The organism is Streptomyces sp. P3, assembly GCF_003032475.1.
Taxonomy (GTDB): Bacteria; Actinomycetota; Actinomycetes; order Streptomycetales; family Streptomycetaceae; genus Streptomyces.
On the sequence record NZ_CP028369.1, the window covers coordinates 6,320,915 to 6,336,301 of the forward strand.

Here is a 15,387-nt window from a genome sequence, read left to right on the forward strand (position 1 = left end):
GGGCATGGCGAAGAAGACGGGGCGTGCCCGCAGTTGCGAGATGTGCCTGAGCTGGTCGGTGCTGTATGGGCGCCGGATCTGCCACGGCTGCGAGCACTGGAAATACGATTTCCCCGCACGCGGGGTGTGCCCGCGATGCCGACACGAGGCCCACCTCAACACCGAGGGACTGTGCAAGTCCTGCCTTCAGAAGCCGTTGTCTTTCCGGATGTGATCACTGAGTTTCCGCTGCTCAGGCATGGTTCCGGTGTCGTCGTGGGAGCGTTCGGGCGATCAGTTCGTCCTGGATGATGCGGAGGTGGCCGGTGGCGTCGGTGATGGGGTTGCTGGAGGAGCGGGAGGCCGTTGCCCGGGTGCGGGTGGAGGAACTTCAGGTGGAGGCGGACCGGATCTTGTCCGAACTCGCCGCGGCCGAGGCGGTGTTGGAACGCCGGGCGATCGCTCGGGCGGAGCTGGCCGAGGCCCTGGCCGCCCCTGGTGATGCGGCGGATGCGGCCGTGCGGGAGGCGCCAGAACCGGTGCCGGAGACCACAGCGGTGAAGGTCCCGGTTGCGGGGTCGATCGTGCCGCACTTCGGGGAGGGGACGACGGTGGAGGCGCTCGCGCCGGATTACCGGCGGATCGTGGAGGTGGTGGAGTCCGGTCCGGGAGGCGGTGAGGGGGTGCCGGCGAAGGAGATCGCGTCCGGGCTGGGGCTGGAGTTGGTGCCGGCGAAGATCGAGGGGGTGCGGTCCAAGGCGAGGCGCCTGGCCGAGCGGGGCTGGCTGGCGGTGTCGCCGTCTGGACGGTTCACGCCGCGGCAGTCCACTGTGACCGCTCCTGCCGGGGCCGGGAGGCTGTCCGGGCAAGACGGCGGCTCATGAGCATGGCCTGCGAGAAGTAGATGAACGCCTCGCTGGAGGCGGGCAGTGTCTCGAAGTCGCGCACCAGGCGCCGCGAGCGCATCAGCCATCCCAGGGTGCGCTCGACCACCCACCTTCTCGGCAGCACCACGAACCCCTTCATGTCGTCGCTGCGTTTGACGATCTCCAGCGTGAGCTGGAGTTTCTCCTTCGCCCAGTCGACCAGGCAGCCGGTGTAGCCGCCGTCGGCCCACACCAGCGTGATCGTGCGGAACCGCGCCCGCAGATGGGGCAGCATGACGCGGGCGGCCTGCCGGTCGGTCACGTGTCCGGCCGTCACCAGCACCATCAAGACGAGGCCGATGCTGTCCGTGATGACGTGCCGGCGCCTTCCGTTGATCTTCTTGCCGCCGTCGTAGCCGCGTGAGGCGGCGGGCACCGAGGAGGCGCCCTTCACCGACTGCGAGTCGATGATCGCTGCCGTCGGCTCTGGCTGACGGCCCTCGGCCTCACGGACCCTTCCGCGCAGCCGGTCGTGGAACTCCCGGGCCAGGCCCGCCCGTCGCCACCTGCGAAAGTAGGCGTACACGCGGTCCCATGCCGGGTAATCGACAGGCAGGGAGCGCCACTTGATCCCATTGTCGGTGACGTAGAAGATCGCGTCCAGCATCTGCCGGTGGCAGTAGCCCTCCGGCTGTCCGCCCCGGCCCTCCAGCCAGGCCGGGACCGGCATCGCGTCGCGCACCACCGCCCATTCCTCATCCGTCATGTCGGAGGGATACACCGGCGCCCTCTCCGGGCGGTCGGCCGCGTTCCCGAACCGGTGAGCGAGGCAATCGCACGCCGACACGCGGGAGTTGGACGGGAACAGGTCCGTCACGCAAGACTGGGACAACAGGGCCTCCTGGCGCTCGAGTTGGCTTCGCAACCCTCGTGCTGCACCGGAGGTCCTGCTTTCATGCGCCCGCGCGGCCAAGATCACTCGACCTGGGACCCCGTTCGATCAGAACCGCGCTCATGATCGATAGGCATACGGCTTCTCAAGCCATCCGGGCCGAGGACGACGCGGAATGGGCGCTGGCCGTCCCCGGGGCACGGCCGCGTGCCCTTCAGCTCACGATCGGCACCTACCGCCACTACGCGACGCAGGCCCGCAAGATCGTGCGCGGTGAGAGCGGCGGGCGTGGGGTGAACGCCAGGTGGAGACGCGCGCTGAGTCAGCAGTATGAAGAGCCGGCCGGTGCGGCGGTACTGGAGCCGCAGGTGTGGGGCCAGCTTCCCCTGTTCACGCTGCCGCGCACCCTCACCGACGCCACGGTCCGCGCTCTCGCCACCCGGACGGTCGCCGGCTGGGACCAGGCACAACCCGTGCTGGAGGCGTTAACGGCCGAACGCCGCTTGACCAGAGCCTGGTACTACCGGGCGGCCAAGATGGTCCGCCTCGCTCTGGCCGTGCGCGAAGCGGAAGGCGTCGAGCCGGCCCCCGAGACGTTGTTGCGGGACCTACCGACGAACGGTGACACGGTCTGCCTGGTCCTGCTACGCGCTGGCCTGCTGGCCGCGCCGCAACCACGACACCTCGCCCAGGCTGGGCGACCCCAGGCCCCCGATGTCGCCCCAGTGCCGAACTCATGGTTCACACCGCGCCAGTGCAGTGACTGCCAAGCCTGGATGCCCGAAAGGCAGCATGCGGGATTCCTCTGCGATCCCTGCCGATTCTGGCGGGAGCGACAACAGGCCGGGGACTGCACGCGCTGCCACCGGGACGGGCTACCGCTGCGTGCCGGCCACTGCCGCACCTGCCATCCCCACCGCGACGCCGACCGGGCGCGACCGACCGCCGTGACAGCCACGCAACTGGTGATTGACCTGCCTGCCAGCGTGGGCGGAACCGCCCTGCCGCTCCAGGCCGACGAGCCCCTACCGTTGCTCGCGGACGTGACGCCTGCGACGACGGTCGGGCCGGGGCAGGAGAGTCTGTTCACTATGCGCCGCGACTGGTCGCCGGTGCTGGCCCGGCTGCGGAGTCGGCCGCCGGGCGAACTGCCTCTGACCGGCGCGGCCGTCGCGCTGGTGGAGGACTTCGCCGAGCTTCGCCGCGACCAGGAGGCGTCGGGCTTCCGCAAGAACATCCGCACCCTCGCCATCCTGGGGTACTGGCTCGGAGTCGAGAACGCGATCCACGAGCGCGATGTGCACGACCTGACTCGGCTGGACACGCACCTCGCGGCCAAACCCGTCTGCCAGTTCCTGCGTGCCCGCGGCCTGCTCGTCGACGACCCCGAACTCCACCAGGACCGCGACCTGGCCTGGATCGAAACCGCGCTCCACGCGCTGCCGCAACGTGTCGCCGACGAGGTCCGCATATGGGTGGACGTGCTGCGCGGCCAAGGGCCCCGTGAGGACGAGCCGCGCAGTTGGGAGGGTGTCCGCCGCTACCTGACCACCCTCCAACCGGCTCTCATCGCATGGACGGCGGCTGGTATGACGACCCTTCGGGAAGTTACCTCGGATCATCTCCAGGTCACGCTGGAGGATCTGACTGGGACCGCTCGACGCCAGCTCGCCACCGCCTTGCGCAGCCTGTTTCGGGCCCTCAAGCGCAAGCGGGTGATCTTCCGCGACCTTGCGCGCTACCTCGCCGTGGGCGATCTGACAGGCATCCCGCGGCCGGTTCCCTCCGACCTGTTGGTCGGTCTGCTCGACCGTACCGAGACCCCGTTCGCGCGCCTCGCTATCGCCCTGGCCGCAGTCCACGCCGTTCCCGCCGCCGAGATCCGCACCGTGCGCACCGCTGATCTGAACCTCGCCTGCGGAACCCTCGAAATACGCCGCGGTCTGCTGCGACGCACCCTCTACCTGGAGGAGCTCACCCACCAGCTCGCCGCTGACTGGCTGGTCTACCGCCACCAGCGCTGGCCCGCCTCCGTCAACCCCCACCTGTTGGTCAGCCAGAAGACCGCCCTCGACCCGGACCACCCGGCCGTGCACAGGGTCACCCTGAGCCAGATCCTGCCCAACGGGCCGACCCTCGACCGACTGCGCCAAGACCGCATCCTCGACGAAGCCTTCGCCACCGGCGACCCGCTCAAGCTCATGAGGCTCTTCGGCATCAGCGAACAGACCGCCATGCGCTACGTCGGCACCGCCTACCCGGAGCGAACCGCGAAGCTGCCCAGGTAGCGGTCGTGTCTCTTAACTTCAGAGGCGGCGCGGGAGACTTCCGTCGAAGATCGTAGACTTGTGGCGTGGCATTCACGAGCACCCCGCACTACTGCTTCCTGTGATCGGGAGGTCTTGAGGGCGATGCCGGACGGCGTCGCCCTCCTCGGCGTGCCTGCTGCGTAAATCCCGTTCTCTCGGCGCTGCCGCACCCAGGTGACCAGGCGTTGGACCTGAGTGTTCCGGGGGCGGCCCCCTTTCGGATGCACGTAGACGGGCACGGTCCCTTCCCTCCACCGTTGCCAGGAGCCTCGTGTCCGTGCTTCGCCCTGCCCTCGAATCATTCCTCGACCTGCTGCACTGCCCGACGTGCCGCGCGCACCTCCATCCCCGTGGTGGTGCGCTGCGTTGCCTGACGGGCCATACCTTCGATGTCGCTCGCCACGGCTACGTCAGCCTTCTGTCGGGCACCAGCGCCACCAGCGGCGATGACGCCGCCATGGCCCGGGCCCGGGCCCGGTTTCTGTCCACCGGCAAGTACGGGCCCATCCGCCAGGCCGTGGCACGCCTGGCGACAGACGCTGTGACCGAACAAGGCACGGTCGTGGACGTCGGGTGCGGCACCGGCTACTACCTGGCCGGTGTACTTGATCAACTGCCCTTCGCCCGTGGGCTCGGCCTGGATACCTCAGTGCGCGCACTGCGCTCGGCGGGGCGAGCCCATGAACGAGCCGCCGCAGCGACCTGGGACGTCTTCCGTCCGTTCCCGCTGGCCGACGGGGTGGCTGACGTCGTGCTGGACGTGTTCTCGCCCCGGAACCCCTCCGAGTTCCACCGAGTGCTGCGTTCAATCGGCCGGTTAATCGTCGTGCGTCCCACCCAGCGGCACCTGACCGAGCTGCGCGGTCCGCTCCCCGCAATGGTCACGATCGACCCGGCCAAAGAAGAGCGCCTGCACAGGGCGCTGAATCCCTTCTTCGACGCCGCCGTCACCGAACTGATTGAGTACCCCGCATCTCTGGCCAGGCAGGAGGTCCTCGACCTGGTGGGGATGACACCGAGCGCGCGCCACATGCCAAGCGCGGACCTGGATGGTCACGTCCTCATGCCCGACCAGGTCACCGTCTCCGTCCTAGCCACCTCCTACCGGCCGCGGTAGACCACGAGCGACCGCTCTCGCCTGCTGACGGATGAGCAGTGGGCAGGTCTGACACCCTGCCTTCCCCATAACACGGAGAAGGCAGGGTGTCCGCTGGCGGTGGCCGGGTCTCGCGAAGGGCCGGTCTTCGCTTCCCCGGCGGGAATGGGGATTGCCCGACCTGTAACGTGGCGATCTTCGGATGGCGTAGGCCACCGGAGTCCCGAAGGTGAATACCCATGACGATCGACGAGCTGCCCGTCGCATGGAGGCTGTCCCCCGAGGAGGTTCAGGCGGGGTGGCGTGCGCTGTGGTGGACCGTGGGACCGGCCGGCGAACTCGCCGTGATGTTGGTCCAGCGGCGGTACCTGAGCCGCGACAAGTATCCTCGCGGGTGGGTCGGATGGCGTGCCGAAACGCCGTTCGACGGAGAGTTGGTCATCGCCTCCGGGCAGGAGCAGCGGCGTATCCCGGTCGAAGGGATCGACGTGCGGCCCAGCCACCTGGCCCTGCTCCCAGGCTCCCGGTTCCTGCTGGCATCGGGCCGTACCCACCGGGACACGGAGGGAGCCTGGTGGAAGAACGCCGTCGTGTACTCCCCCGAGGGCCAGCCGGAGGGTGCCTTCTGTATCGGTGACGACATCCCGGCCCTGGTCACTGACCGCAGCGGGGGCATCTGGACCGCCTACGGTGACGAGGGCATCTACGGCAACCACCCGGAGTCCGGGGCTGGCCTGGCGGGCTGGAACACCCGGGGTGTCGCGACGTGGGTGCCGGAGGGGAGACTTCCCGATTGGCCACTGGAGGGTTGCACGGCCGCCACGGAAGGCGAGTCGGTGTGGCTGGTCTGGTATAGCCCCAAAGGAACCTTCCTCACCCGGATCACACCCTCCACCGGCGAAGTCATGAGCTATCGCAGCCCGGTGAAGGCCCCGGATGGAGTCGCAGTGCGCGGCACGCGGGTGGTTCTGACCAGCCGCGACCACTACAAGCGCAGGACCACTGTGACCCGCGCGGAGCTGGTCGGCGACGTGTGCGTTGCCATCGGCCAGGAGCGAGTGCGGGTGCCCGGGCGGGTGGTCATGAAGTGCGGCCACGGCCGCGACGGAACCCTATGGCTCCGAGCCGGCCATACCTGGGTACGCATCGACGCCTGAGACCCGCGGCCGTCAGACCAGCGGCAGGGCGCCCGTTAAGGCCCGCCGGTAGGCGGTCGGGGAGGCGCCGATCGCCGCCGAGAGGTGCTGGCGCAGGGAGACGGCCCGCACCGAAGCCGGCGTGAGCCGCGATGTCCCTCGGGGGATTCCTCGCGGGAACCGGCCTCTCCCCCGACCTCCCACCACCATCACCCTGAAGCGCCGACGCCAGTAATGGCCGTGGAACCCGCTCCCCGAGCCGCCTCCAACGATGGACAGGCGGCCGGGTTCGTCGTTAGACCAGTCCAGGAATCCGCGAACCCGCGCGTTTCCGCCCTCACCGGTGCGAAGGCCGACGAGCGCGAGACACTGCGCGACATGCTCGATGCCGCACCCGACGTGGCGGCCTCCCACCCGGGCCAGACGATCATCGGGGACAAGAACTACTACGGCCGCGAGTTCGAACGGGACCTCGCCGAGCGTCACCTGGAGTTGCCGCGGCCGGCCCGCAAGGGAGAGGCCGAGCGGGCCGGGGCGCATCTGGTCACGCCGCTGCGGCAGGTCATCGAGTCGATCAACCAGACCTTCAAGGGACAGCTCGACCTGGAACGATCTGGCACAACGACAAGACCGGGCAGCCAGTCAAGCGATCACTGCCGCGAAGGTCAGCGGGCGGAGTACTGGAGCAGATTCCGGTTCCGTCTCACCTGCACGGTCGTCCTGACCCTGGCCCTTCTCCTCCTGGGAACCGCGGTCTACGCCATGGTGTCCTGAACGTGGGGCCGATCGCGCTCACTGTCTGGTGAGCGGGAGGCTGAGGACTCCGCGGTCATGTCCGACGATCAGGTCCGCGCCCGCGGTCGCCAGGCAGGTGGGCGACACCTCCAGGGCGATGTGCCGCACCGCGCCGGTCTCCGGTTCCCACAGCCGCAGCCGGTGACCGTGACGGGCGCCGGCGACCAGGACCGTGCGGCCGCCGTGCGGCGTGGCGGCGGTGATGAGCGGCGGGCCGGCGGTGCCTGTGGAGCTGGGCAGACCATCGCCGACCGGGGCGCCGGTGGCCGGATCCCACAGCATGACGACACCGAGGCCGTCTGCCGTGGCCAGCATGGTTCGGTCGGGCGTCAGGACAGCCTCCACGGCCGCCACCTGGTGGTCGGCACCGGCGAGCGCCCGTGCGTCCAGTTGCACGGCCGCGCAGCTCTCCCAGGGGTCGTCGACGGCTGGATCCCACACGTGCACGCGGCCCGCGGTGTCCGAGGCGGCGATCAGAGTGTGGTCGGCGGAGATCGGGACGGCGGTGATCGACCGGATCGGACTGCCGTAGGGGTTGAGGCGCCTGACGCACTCACCGCTGTCCGGTTCCCACACTCGGACGGTGCCTCGTGGGGTGGCGGTGACGAGAAGGGTGCCGCCGTCGGGGACGACAGCGGTGCACATCGCGGTCACCCCGCCGGGCCAGTCGCCGGCAGGTTCACGCACCGGCTGCCCGGTGAACGGGTCCCACACGGCGATCGTCCCGCTGTCGCCTCCGCTTGCGAGGAGGACGCGGCCGTCGGGCAGCGGGAGGGGCGTCATCGAGCGGACGGCGTCAGGATGCCCTGGCAGCGGGTCGTGGACGAGTCGGCCGTCGGTCACGTCCCACAGGCACACCACGCCCTTGTCCCCGCCGCCGGCCACGAGGGTCGGCCGACCGGGGCGAGATACCACCGCCAGGGCGTCGACACCCCCGGACGAACCGGGCAAGGAATCGGAGAAGACCGACATACGGCCCCAGAGCGTGCCGTCGGCCGCGATCACCGCGTTCTGTTCCTGCCGGAACCGGGTCGCCGCTTGGCTGGTTCCTCCGGCCGCCGCCGATTGCGCTCCGGCTGCCGACCCGTCGGAGTCCGCCGGCGCTCGATCCGGACGGTGTGGGGAGAGCGCACCCTCCGGGCTCTCCGCCAGGCCGTCCGCGATCGTCCACGTCCGCTCGCAGTCCCAGCAGTCGAAGTGCCCGGTGAGGGACATCAGCCGGCGGGCCAGTTCCCCCGCGGCCCGCTGCGGCGTGCCCCTGACCGCGACGATCCCGGCGACCAGGCACAGGACGGCTTGTCCCGGCGTTTCGGGGGAGACTCCCTGCGCCGCGACGTCGCGAGCCACCCGCAGAAAAGGCTCCCAGCCCTCCCCCAGGGCCTCCTCCCGCAGTGCAGCGGCGGCCTCGCTCCAGGGATGTCCGTCCTGCCGGACATGGGAGGAGGGTTCAGGCAGCAGTGACGCATCGAGGGGCGGGCGCGCCGCGCCCACGTAGAAGTCGGGTATCTCCGTGTCGCTTCCGCACGCGGGACACGACAACAGGAGCTCGCTCTCTCCCTCCTCCGGGAACTGCCACAGCACCTCGCCCATGAGGTGTCCGGCCAAGGCCACGCAGGAGAGGGCGAGTCGGGCACAGACCGGTCCGGGGACATCGGCGGCGAGGAGGCTCCGGGCGGCCGCCCGCTCGGCCAGCCGCACAGCGGCGCCGAAGCCCGCCTCAAGATCGGCCGGGACGGGTGGCCGGTAATCGGCGGTCACGAGGAATCCGAGGTCCACCCAGAAATCCACGGTCTGTTCCGGAGGCAGGACCGCTGCCGCCTCGACGAGATGCGGCAGGGCCGCATAGGCCCCGTCGGCGACGACCCCGTCGTCCAACAGGCCGCTGGACAGATCCGTCCAGGTGCGCCGCCACGCGTCGCCGCCCCCGATGGCACCGGCAGAGGTCAACTGCTCCAGGAGCACCTGCACCTCCTCGGCCTTCACACCGTCCAAACCATGCCAGCGAGGGCTGTCCAAGGGCACCTTCGGAATCATGGGACGAGTCTCGCAGACGGCACTGACAATCAGGAGGCAGCCTGGTGTCCGGCAGCTTTCCGCTCCGCTCGTCACCCGACCGACGACCCCTTGGCCCCTGTCGCCGCGGGAAACACCTCCTCGGAGTGAGTGCCCCGGTGGCTGACGAGGGCGGCGTGGCTACCATGCCGGTCATGTCTCGTGAACGCCGAAGCAGCGGTCCGGCCCGTGACGGTGGGGCGGCGGGGGGCCGGTTGACCGATCCGGGATGGCTGGTGCACGGGGATCCGGAGCTGATCCTCGCGTGCCTGGACGGCGCTGATGTGCAGGAGGAGACGCTGGCGGCTGTCGTGTACCGGACGTCGGGGCATGTGCACCGTGACGCCGGCGCGGGGGTGCGGCGGCAGGTATTGGCGCTGGACGCCGCCCGGTACGGGAACCGAGAACTGGCGAGGGACATCGCCCGGGTCGCGGTCCGCCAGGGGATGAACGACCTCTGGGTCGTGCAGTGGGCTACCGGCAGCGACTTGGACTCCCGGCTGCGTTACGCGTTGCCGGTGCCGGCCAAGGTGAGCGCGTTGGCGACCGTGGTCGTGGGGAGCCGTGGTATCGCTGTCGCCGGTTGTGCGGACGGCACGCTGCACGCGTGGGATCTGGCGACGGGCAGCCGGCTCGGGAAGGCCGTGTCCGCGCGCACCGGCGCCGTCGTTGCGCTGGTGACGGCGGTGCTGGACGGCCGACCCGTCGCGGTGACCGCCGGTTCCGATCGAAGCGTCCGAGTATGGGACCTGGCGCGGGGAGAACTGGTCGGTACGTGCTCCGCCGACGCCGACTCCTGGGTGAAATCGCTGGCCGCGGGACTGGTCGAGGGCCGGCCGGTCGTAGTCGGCGCGTGCGTCGACGACGTGGTGAGAGTGTGGGATCTCGCCACGCTCTCCCAGCACGCTGAACCGTTGACCATCCGCACCGGCTTTGTGTCCGCTCTGGCGACGGCGGTGGTGGACGGCCGTCCCGTTGCCGTCACCAGCCATTCAAAGGAACTCGCGGCGACGGACCCGATCACGGGGGAGGAGACCGTCCGACTGTGGGATTTGATCACGGGACGGGAGTTCGGCCCCCTGGGCGAACCTCCCGAGCAGCCTCCCGTGTTCGCGGACCGGGCGTCCGACCGGACGGTGGAAGGCGACAGTGACGGTGAAGGGGAGGCGGGGCGCTGCGTCAGTCTGGACGTCAACACCGCGGCGCACTTTCTGGTGACGGATCCGGAGTGCCAGTGCCCGATCGCCGTCAGCGCCAACGCCTACGAGGTGCACGTCTGGAACCTGGCCACACGGGAGCAGGTCGGTGAGCCTGCGGCCGTGTTCGTGGAAACGGCGGCCGTGACGGTGCTCCACGACCATCCCGCCGCGCTCGTCGCAACGGGCCATGGAGCGGTCGGAGTGTGGGATCTGGCCACCCTCCGGCCGTTGCAGCCGTCGCTGACGGGTCACGAGGCGGCCGTGCGGGGAACGGCGACGGCGGTGGTGAACAGACGACAGCTCGCGGTAACCGGAGGCGACGACAGGTCGGTCCGCATCTGGGACCTCGACGGTGAGAAGGGGACGGGTGGCGGCCGGCTGACGGGTCATGCCGGCTCGGTGACAGGGCTCATCACGGCCGACGTGGACGGCAGTCGCGTCATCGTCACCGGCGGCTCGGACACGAGTGTGCGGATCTGGGACCTCGACGGTGCGGGACAACTCGGTGAACCCCTGACCGGCCATACCGCCGGCGTGGATCTGCTGGCGGCGGGGACGGTGGACGGACGGCTCACCCTCCTCACGCGCGACGATCGGTACAGGACGGTGCGGATATGGGACCTGACCACCCGTCAAGAGCTGCACGGACGATCGACCAGCGAATACACCAGCCCCTCCATCGACTTCTTCGCGGTGGTCGATGGCAGCTTCGTCGGTGTGACCGGGGAAGGCCGCGTCTGGGACCTCACCGCGAGCCGATGGATCGGAGTGCAGCCGCGGCGACCAGGCGCCCTGGCCCTGGAGGAACTCGAAGGCCGCAACGTCATTCTGACCGGCGACAGGGCAGAGGGCGTCCATCTCTGGGACCTGACCACGGGCGAACTGCTGGCACCGCCGCTGACGGGCCACACCGGTGAGGTGCGCTCGGGGGCGACCGGCATGCTGGACGGTCGCCCTGTCGTCGTCGCCGGCGGCGACCGAACCGTATGGACGTGGGACGCAAGCACAGGGCAGCAGATCGGTGCGTACGAGTTTCCTTCCCGCATCAGGGCACTGACAGTGGCGCCCGACGGGCGGCTGGTGGTCGGCTTCGGCGCGGACATAGCGGTCCTGGCCCATCGCCGCTGAGAAGCCGCGATATCCGAGAGACCGCTGAGGTCGGTCCCTCTGCGCACCCCTGCTCCGTCGCCCCGACCACGCCCGCAGCTCGTACAGGAAACGAAGAGTCGTTCCTGTCGCGGCGGAAGTGGCTGCGGCCTAATACCCCGGGCGCCGGGTATCGCACGCACATGCAGGTATGGGGAAAGGTCGTGTGGGCGGGGTCTGGGCGGGAGGGTTTCCTGCGGAGTGTGGTGCAGCGGGCGCTGGCGGGTGACGAGCCGCAACCGTGGTGGATGCCGCGGCGTGTGGTGAGCGTGGTGTCGGCCGACGTCGACGACGCTGCCGGTGTCGGCGCGATCTGGATCCTTTGGCGTCCGAAGTCGTCACGGGCCCGTGAGTCTGTTGCACTTCTGGAGTGGTTCGGCGAGCGGTGGCGGTACGTGGGAGGCAGCAGCAGTAGCGGCTGCGAGGACGGTCCTGCCGATGCCGATGTGCTCGAGGTTCATGACGGCGGTGGCGTGCTCAGTCTCACCCGCAGACTTGACCCTCCGCGCTCCATCACCGCGGCCCCGTGGATCAGTTGCGTCACGTTGCGACTCGGGCGAGACGTGCGGCAGGTTCTCCTGGGCGGCCGCCGCATCGAGGTACCCGAGCAGCGCAGGCTCATTGCCGTGTGGATGACTCCGCCCGGACGTCGGGGAGTCCGTCCCGTGATCGTGGCCCTGGGACGCGACGGCGTCGAACTCGCCCGCCAGGGACCCTATGACGGTCTCGACACTCATACATGGGCGCGATTGCGAGAGGAGTGACAGCCGGCCTGCTTCCTGATCCACGCCGGCATCCATCAGGTCATACACGGGACCGATGTACTCCTCGAAGCGGCGGACTCTAGCGTCTTTCCGCGGTGCGGGACGGCACTTGCCCGTACGCCTCACGGTAGTAGGCGGCGAAGCGGCCCAGGTGAGTGAAGCCCCAGCGCGCAGCGACGTCGGTGACGGTTCCGGACGCGGAACCGTCCGCGATGCGCAGCAGGTCCTGGTGCACCCGGTCCAGCCGTACGCGCCGCAGGTGGGCCGTCGGGGTGGTCCCGAGGTCGGTCCGAAAGCGGTCCTGGAGGGTACGAGGGCTGACCCGCGCTGCCGCCGCCATGTCCGCTACCGACACCAGGTCACCCGCGTGGTCCTCGCAGTACGCCATGGCCCGTCGCACGGCACTCGAAAGGGCCGGACGGCCGTGCGGGGGCAGGACGGCGGAGTGGTCCTGCGGCTGGAGATCCACCAGGCTGTGCGCAAGGACCTGTTCGAGCTGCGCGGAGACATGCGCGGTCCCCAGCCACTCGGCCACCACGGAGTCGCCGTCCGCGAGGGCGGAGGCGAAACGCCGGTCGGCTAAGGGCTCTTCGGGGAGATGGGCGACGTCCTCGCTGGCGCCGGAGACCTGCCGCAGCAGCACCAGGGCCACGCCCCTGAGCGCACCCGCCTCCGGATTCGTTCCCCAACCGAGCAGTTGGGCGCGCCAGCCCTCCTTGACGGCGGCCCGTGACGGGCCCTGCGGGAACCCGGTGCCGCGCGCGGTGGCGGCGGAGGACGCGAGGAACGCGCGGTAGGTCTCCACGGTGATGGTTCGCAGGAGCACGCCACGGCTCCGTGCTCGACGCACGCGGCTGGGCGGAACGGGCAGTGCTGACACGGTCTGAGCCCCTCCTTCTCCCCGGCTCAGTCGCGGGGACACACAGGAGGTTCACAGCGGTGCATGACCGCTCCGCGCGGCGAAGGTGACGGAACCATGACCGTTCCTCACCAGTCGCCATCACACGGTCCCATGACTGCTGACCTGGCGTTTGCGGCTCAGCAGGCCAACTCGCCCATCGCGTCCCATCCTTCCCGGAGGTCCTGCTGGGAGCGGAGATCTGTTTCTGCCGGGCTCTGCCCACCGGGCCGTGACGAATGCGCACCGTTCTGGCAATCCGATATGCGCGAACCAGTCAGCGGAGAACGGATAGCAAGCGGTCGTCCGCCCTTCATATGCTGCAGTCGATCCGCACGTACGGCCAAACCCGGCAACGGTGTGCAGTACTTGCGAGCGGGCTGCGGCCAAGGCGGCCCGGTAGAAGCAGGGGGATTCAAGTTGCGAGTGAGCATCCGGTGGTTGATCACTGCTCTGGTCATGGGGCTCTTCATAGGGGCAGGCGCGCAGGGAGCAGCGGTCGCGTCCTCGACCGACGCAGGATTTACGGCACAGGCACGAGCAGCCGGGCTGTCGACCGACAAGGCCGCGGCATTGCAGGCCAAGGTCGACGACTATCTGGTCAAGCTGCAGGGGAGAGGCAAGCAGGTCTCGCCGAACCAGATCAGCATGAACGGTGCGGTCCTGAACGTAACCGTCCCCGGGGAAGCGCGGCCCCGACAGCTCGCGCAACACAGCGGAGCCGCCCCTCAGGCGACCGTGTGCAAGGACTTCTCATCATGGAATCCAGTGCCCTACGGGTGGTTCTGCGCCTATCAGCTCCAGTGGGGCGGGGGCGACTCCATCGGCATGTACAACTGCGACAACTACTTCATCCCCTGGGTCTCCGAGGGATCCTGGATGAACAATCAGACCACCGGTACCGTTCCACGGCTGTACTTCAGGGACTTGAGCTGGTGGGACATGCCTTCCGCATTCTCTTCGCAGGGTTACCACGTGGACTGGAACCCCGTGAACTCCATCACGAACTGCCGGTAGCAAGGGTCGATGACGATATGCGTTCCACTGCCTCCCTCAAGGCCGCCGCGGGCCACAGGCGCAGGAGCCTTCTCGCCATGGTCACCGCGTTTCTCTCCGTGGCTTTCATCGGCATTGCGTTCTCCCCGCCGGCCGCGGCCGCACCATCACGACCCGACAACACCTCGGCCGTGGGAGGAACAAGTGCCGTCGTGCCCGTCGGCGTCACCGCCGGGATCGCTGTCTTCGATCGCCAGACCGATGGTTTCACCGAGCAACTGAACCCGAGCATGCAGTTCCGTTCGGCCTCGATCGTCAAACTGCTGATGGCTCTGGACTATTTCTGGAACCGAGGCTCCGACTACGTCGTTCCGGCCGCCGACCGTGCCTGGCTGGACCCCATGCTCCGCAGCAGCGATGACGACGCGGCCAGTCAATACTGGTCGAGCCACGGCTATTCATCGATCGTCACCCGTATGCGCGGCAACCTCGGGCTGAGCGACACGGAGCCCCCTGGCGACCCGAACTTCTGGGGCTACACAGCCATTTCGGCCCGCGACACGGTGACGATCTACCGCTACATCCTGGAAAAGGCCCACGCGCCCGTACGCAACTTCATCATGGACAACCTTCGTCAGTCGACCCGCTGCGCGTCGGACAAATTCGACCAGCACTTCGGCATCGTCGGTGCCTTCAACCGACCCTGGGCCGTGAAGCAGGGCTGGTCGGGCGACTCGTACCCGAAGGGCACATGCGGCCACACGAGCCCGGTCTCGCCCAGGGCGGCGGCCGGCGTCGGTCCCGCCGCCGCGGCCGTGGATCTGACCCGTCCCGCCCTGCATTCCACTGGCACCGTCGGCGCCGGCGACCGCTCGATCGTGGCCGTCTACACACTGCACCAGCCCGGTACTTCGTATGGGAAGGCTTTCACCGACATCGGTCGACTGACCCGTTCACTCAGTGTTCCCGGTGGCGTCGCGCCGTCCGGAAAATGGTACGGGACGTGGAGTTCGGAGGTCGTCGTCCGCAGTGAACCACGCATCGGCGACAACGCGCTGACGCGACTGCCCGCGGGGGTTGAGGTACTGGTGGGCTGCCAGAAAAAGGGCCAGTCCGTCTCCGTGCCCCCGTACACCAACGACTGGTGGGCGTACCTGCCCCAGTACGGCGGCTACATCTCCAACATCTACATAAGCCATCCGGACAATCGATTGCCGGATGTCCCACTGTGCTCAAGTCCGAAGTAGCAGTGCAACCAG

12 protein-coding genes and 1 pseudogene are annotated in these 15,387 nt (G+C 69.1%); 10 read left to right on the top strand and 3 right to left on the bottom strand.

Going from position 1 to position 15,387, the window contains the following annotated elements; genetic code table 11:
* The first annotated feature begins 4 nt into the window (after window positions 1-4).
* Entirely contained in the window at window positions 5-214 is a 210-nt protein-coding gene (locus tag C6376_RS43935) for a hypothetical protein (RefSeq protein ID WP_159083266.1), read from the top strand.
* 91 nt (window positions 215-305) lie between these two features.
* Window positions 306-863 (top strand): hypothetical protein, encoded by a 558-nt coding sequence (locus C6376_RS27975; protein ID WP_216825569.1) that lies wholly within the window; start codon window positions 306-308, stop codon window positions 861-863.
* Here C6376_RS27975 and C6376_RS27980 read toward each other — a convergent pair.
* Window positions 790-1,611, bottom strand: a complete 822-nt coding sequence (locus tag C6376_RS27980; RefSeq protein WP_254075816.1) for an IS5 family transposase — start codon at window positions 1,609-1,611, stop codon at window positions 790-792. The two genes, C6376_RS27975 and C6376_RS27980, sit on opposite strands and share 74 nt — an antisense overlap.
* A 248-nt stretch (window positions 1,612-1,859) precedes the next feature.
* Between C6376_RS27980 and C6376_RS27985 the strand changes: the two genes are divergently transcribed.
* The 4 genes and pseudogenes from C6376_RS27985 to C6376_RS46475 form a co-directional block, all read left to right on the top strand.
* Complete coding sequence (locus tag C6376_RS27985) at window positions 1,860-4,025, top strand: hypothetical protein (protein ID WP_216825611.1); 2,166 nt, start codon at window positions 1,860-1,862, stop codon at window positions 4,023-4,025.
* 292 nt (window positions 4,026-4,317) lie between these two features.
* A complete protein-coding gene (locus C6376_RS27990; RefSeq protein WP_173985747.1) occupies window positions 4,318-5,163 on the top strand; it encodes a putative RNA methyltransferase in 846 nt (281 codons plus the stop codon).
* Between the two features lie 218 nt (window positions 5,164-5,381).
* The gene (locus C6376_RS27995; RefSeq protein ID WP_107445970.1) at window positions 5,382-6,299 is read left to right on the top strand and encodes a hypothetical protein; all 918 of its coding nucleotides are present in this window, start codon (window positions 5,382-5,384) and stop codon (window positions 6,297-6,299) included.
* A 312-nt stretch (window positions 6,300-6,611) separates the two neighbouring features.
* Window positions 6,612-6,934: pseudogene (locus C6376_RS46475) on the top strand (transposase); the annotation flags it as partial.
* 136 nt (window positions 6,935-7,070) lie between these two features.
* Here the strand turns inward: C6376_RS46475 and C6376_RS28005 are convergent.
* Window positions 7,071-9,107: a WD40 repeat domain-containing protein gene (locus C6376_RS28005; RefSeq protein ID WP_254076082.1), complete on the bottom strand. Its 2,037-nt coding sequence runs from the start codon at window positions 9,105-9,107 to the stop codon at window positions 7,071-7,073.
* 173 nt (window positions 9,108-9,280) lie between these two features.
* Here C6376_RS28005 and C6376_RS28010 point away from each other — a divergent pair, with 173 nt between their 5' ends.
* Both C6376_RS28010 and C6376_RS28015 read left to right on the top strand, forming a co-directional pair.
* A complete protein-coding gene (locus C6376_RS28010) occupies window positions 9,281-11,452 on the top strand; it encodes a WD40 repeat domain-containing protein (RefSeq protein WP_159083267.1) in 2,172 nt (723 codons plus the stop codon).
* 221 nt (window positions 11,453-11,673) lie between these two features.
* The gene (locus tag C6376_RS28015; RefSeq protein ID WP_254076083.1) at window positions 11,674-12,234 is read left to right on the top strand and encodes a hypothetical protein; all 561 of its coding nucleotides are present in this window, start codon (window positions 11,674-11,676) and stop codon (window positions 12,232-12,234) included.
* 79 nt (window positions 12,235-12,313) lie between these two features.
* On the opposite strand, the gene C6376_RS46480 is transcribed toward C6376_RS28015, so the two are convergent.
* Window positions 12,314-13,060 carry a helix-turn-helix domain-containing protein gene (locus C6376_RS46480; protein WP_216825612.1) on the bottom strand — a complete coding sequence of 249 codons (747 nt, stop codon included), beginning with the start codon at window positions 13,058-13,060 and terminating at the stop codon, window positions 12,314-12,316.
* 513 nt (window positions 13,061-13,573) lie between these two features.
* Here C6376_RS46480 and C6376_RS28025 point away from each other — a divergent pair.
* Together C6376_RS28025 and C6376_RS28030 are read left to right on the top strand one after the other, a co-directional pair.
* Window positions 13,574-14,149: a hypothetical protein gene (locus C6376_RS28025; protein WP_159083268.1), complete on the top strand. Its 576-nt coding sequence runs from the start codon at window positions 13,574-13,576 to the stop codon at window positions 14,147-14,149.
* Window positions 14,150-14,226: 77 nt separating this feature from the next.
* Window positions 14,227-15,375 carry a hypothetical protein gene (locus C6376_RS28030; RefSeq protein ID WP_107445973.1) on the top strand — a complete coding sequence of 383 codons (1,149 nt, stop codon included), beginning with the start codon at window positions 14,227-14,229 and terminating at the stop codon, window positions 15,373-15,375.
* The last annotated feature ends 12 nt before the right edge of the window (window positions 15,376-15,387 follow it).

Excerpts from the sequence above, each read along its gene's own strand:
- C6376_RS28030 (WP_107445973.1), top strand. The coding sequence starts at position 14,227 with ATGGTCACCGCGTTTCTCTCCGTGGCTTTCATCGGCATTGCGTTCTCC.
- C6376_RS27980 (WP_254075816.1), bottom strand. The coding sequence starts at position 1,611 with ATGACGGATGAGGAATGGGCGGTGGTGCGCGACGCGATGCCGGTCCCG.
- C6376_RS28010 (WP_159083267.1), top strand. The coding sequence starts at position 9,281 with ATGTCTCGTGAACGCCGAAGCAGCGGTCCGGCCCGTGACGGTGGGGCG.
- C6376_RS43935 (WP_159083266.1), top strand. The coding sequence starts at position 5 with ATGGCGAAGAAGACGGGGCGTGCCCGCAGTTGCGAGATGTGCCTGAGC.
- C6376_RS27985 (WP_216825611.1), top strand. The coding sequence starts at position 1,860 with ATGATCGATAGGCATACGGCTTCTCAAGCCATCCGGGCCGAGGACGAC.
- C6376_RS28005 (WP_254076082.1), bottom strand. The coding sequence starts at position 9,107 with ATGATTCCGAAGGTGCCCTTGGACAGCCCTCGCTGGCATGGTTTGGAC.
- C6376_RS27995 (WP_107445970.1), top strand. The coding sequence starts at position 5,382 with ATGACGATCGACGAGCTGCCCGTCGCATGGAGGCTGTCCCCCGAGGAG.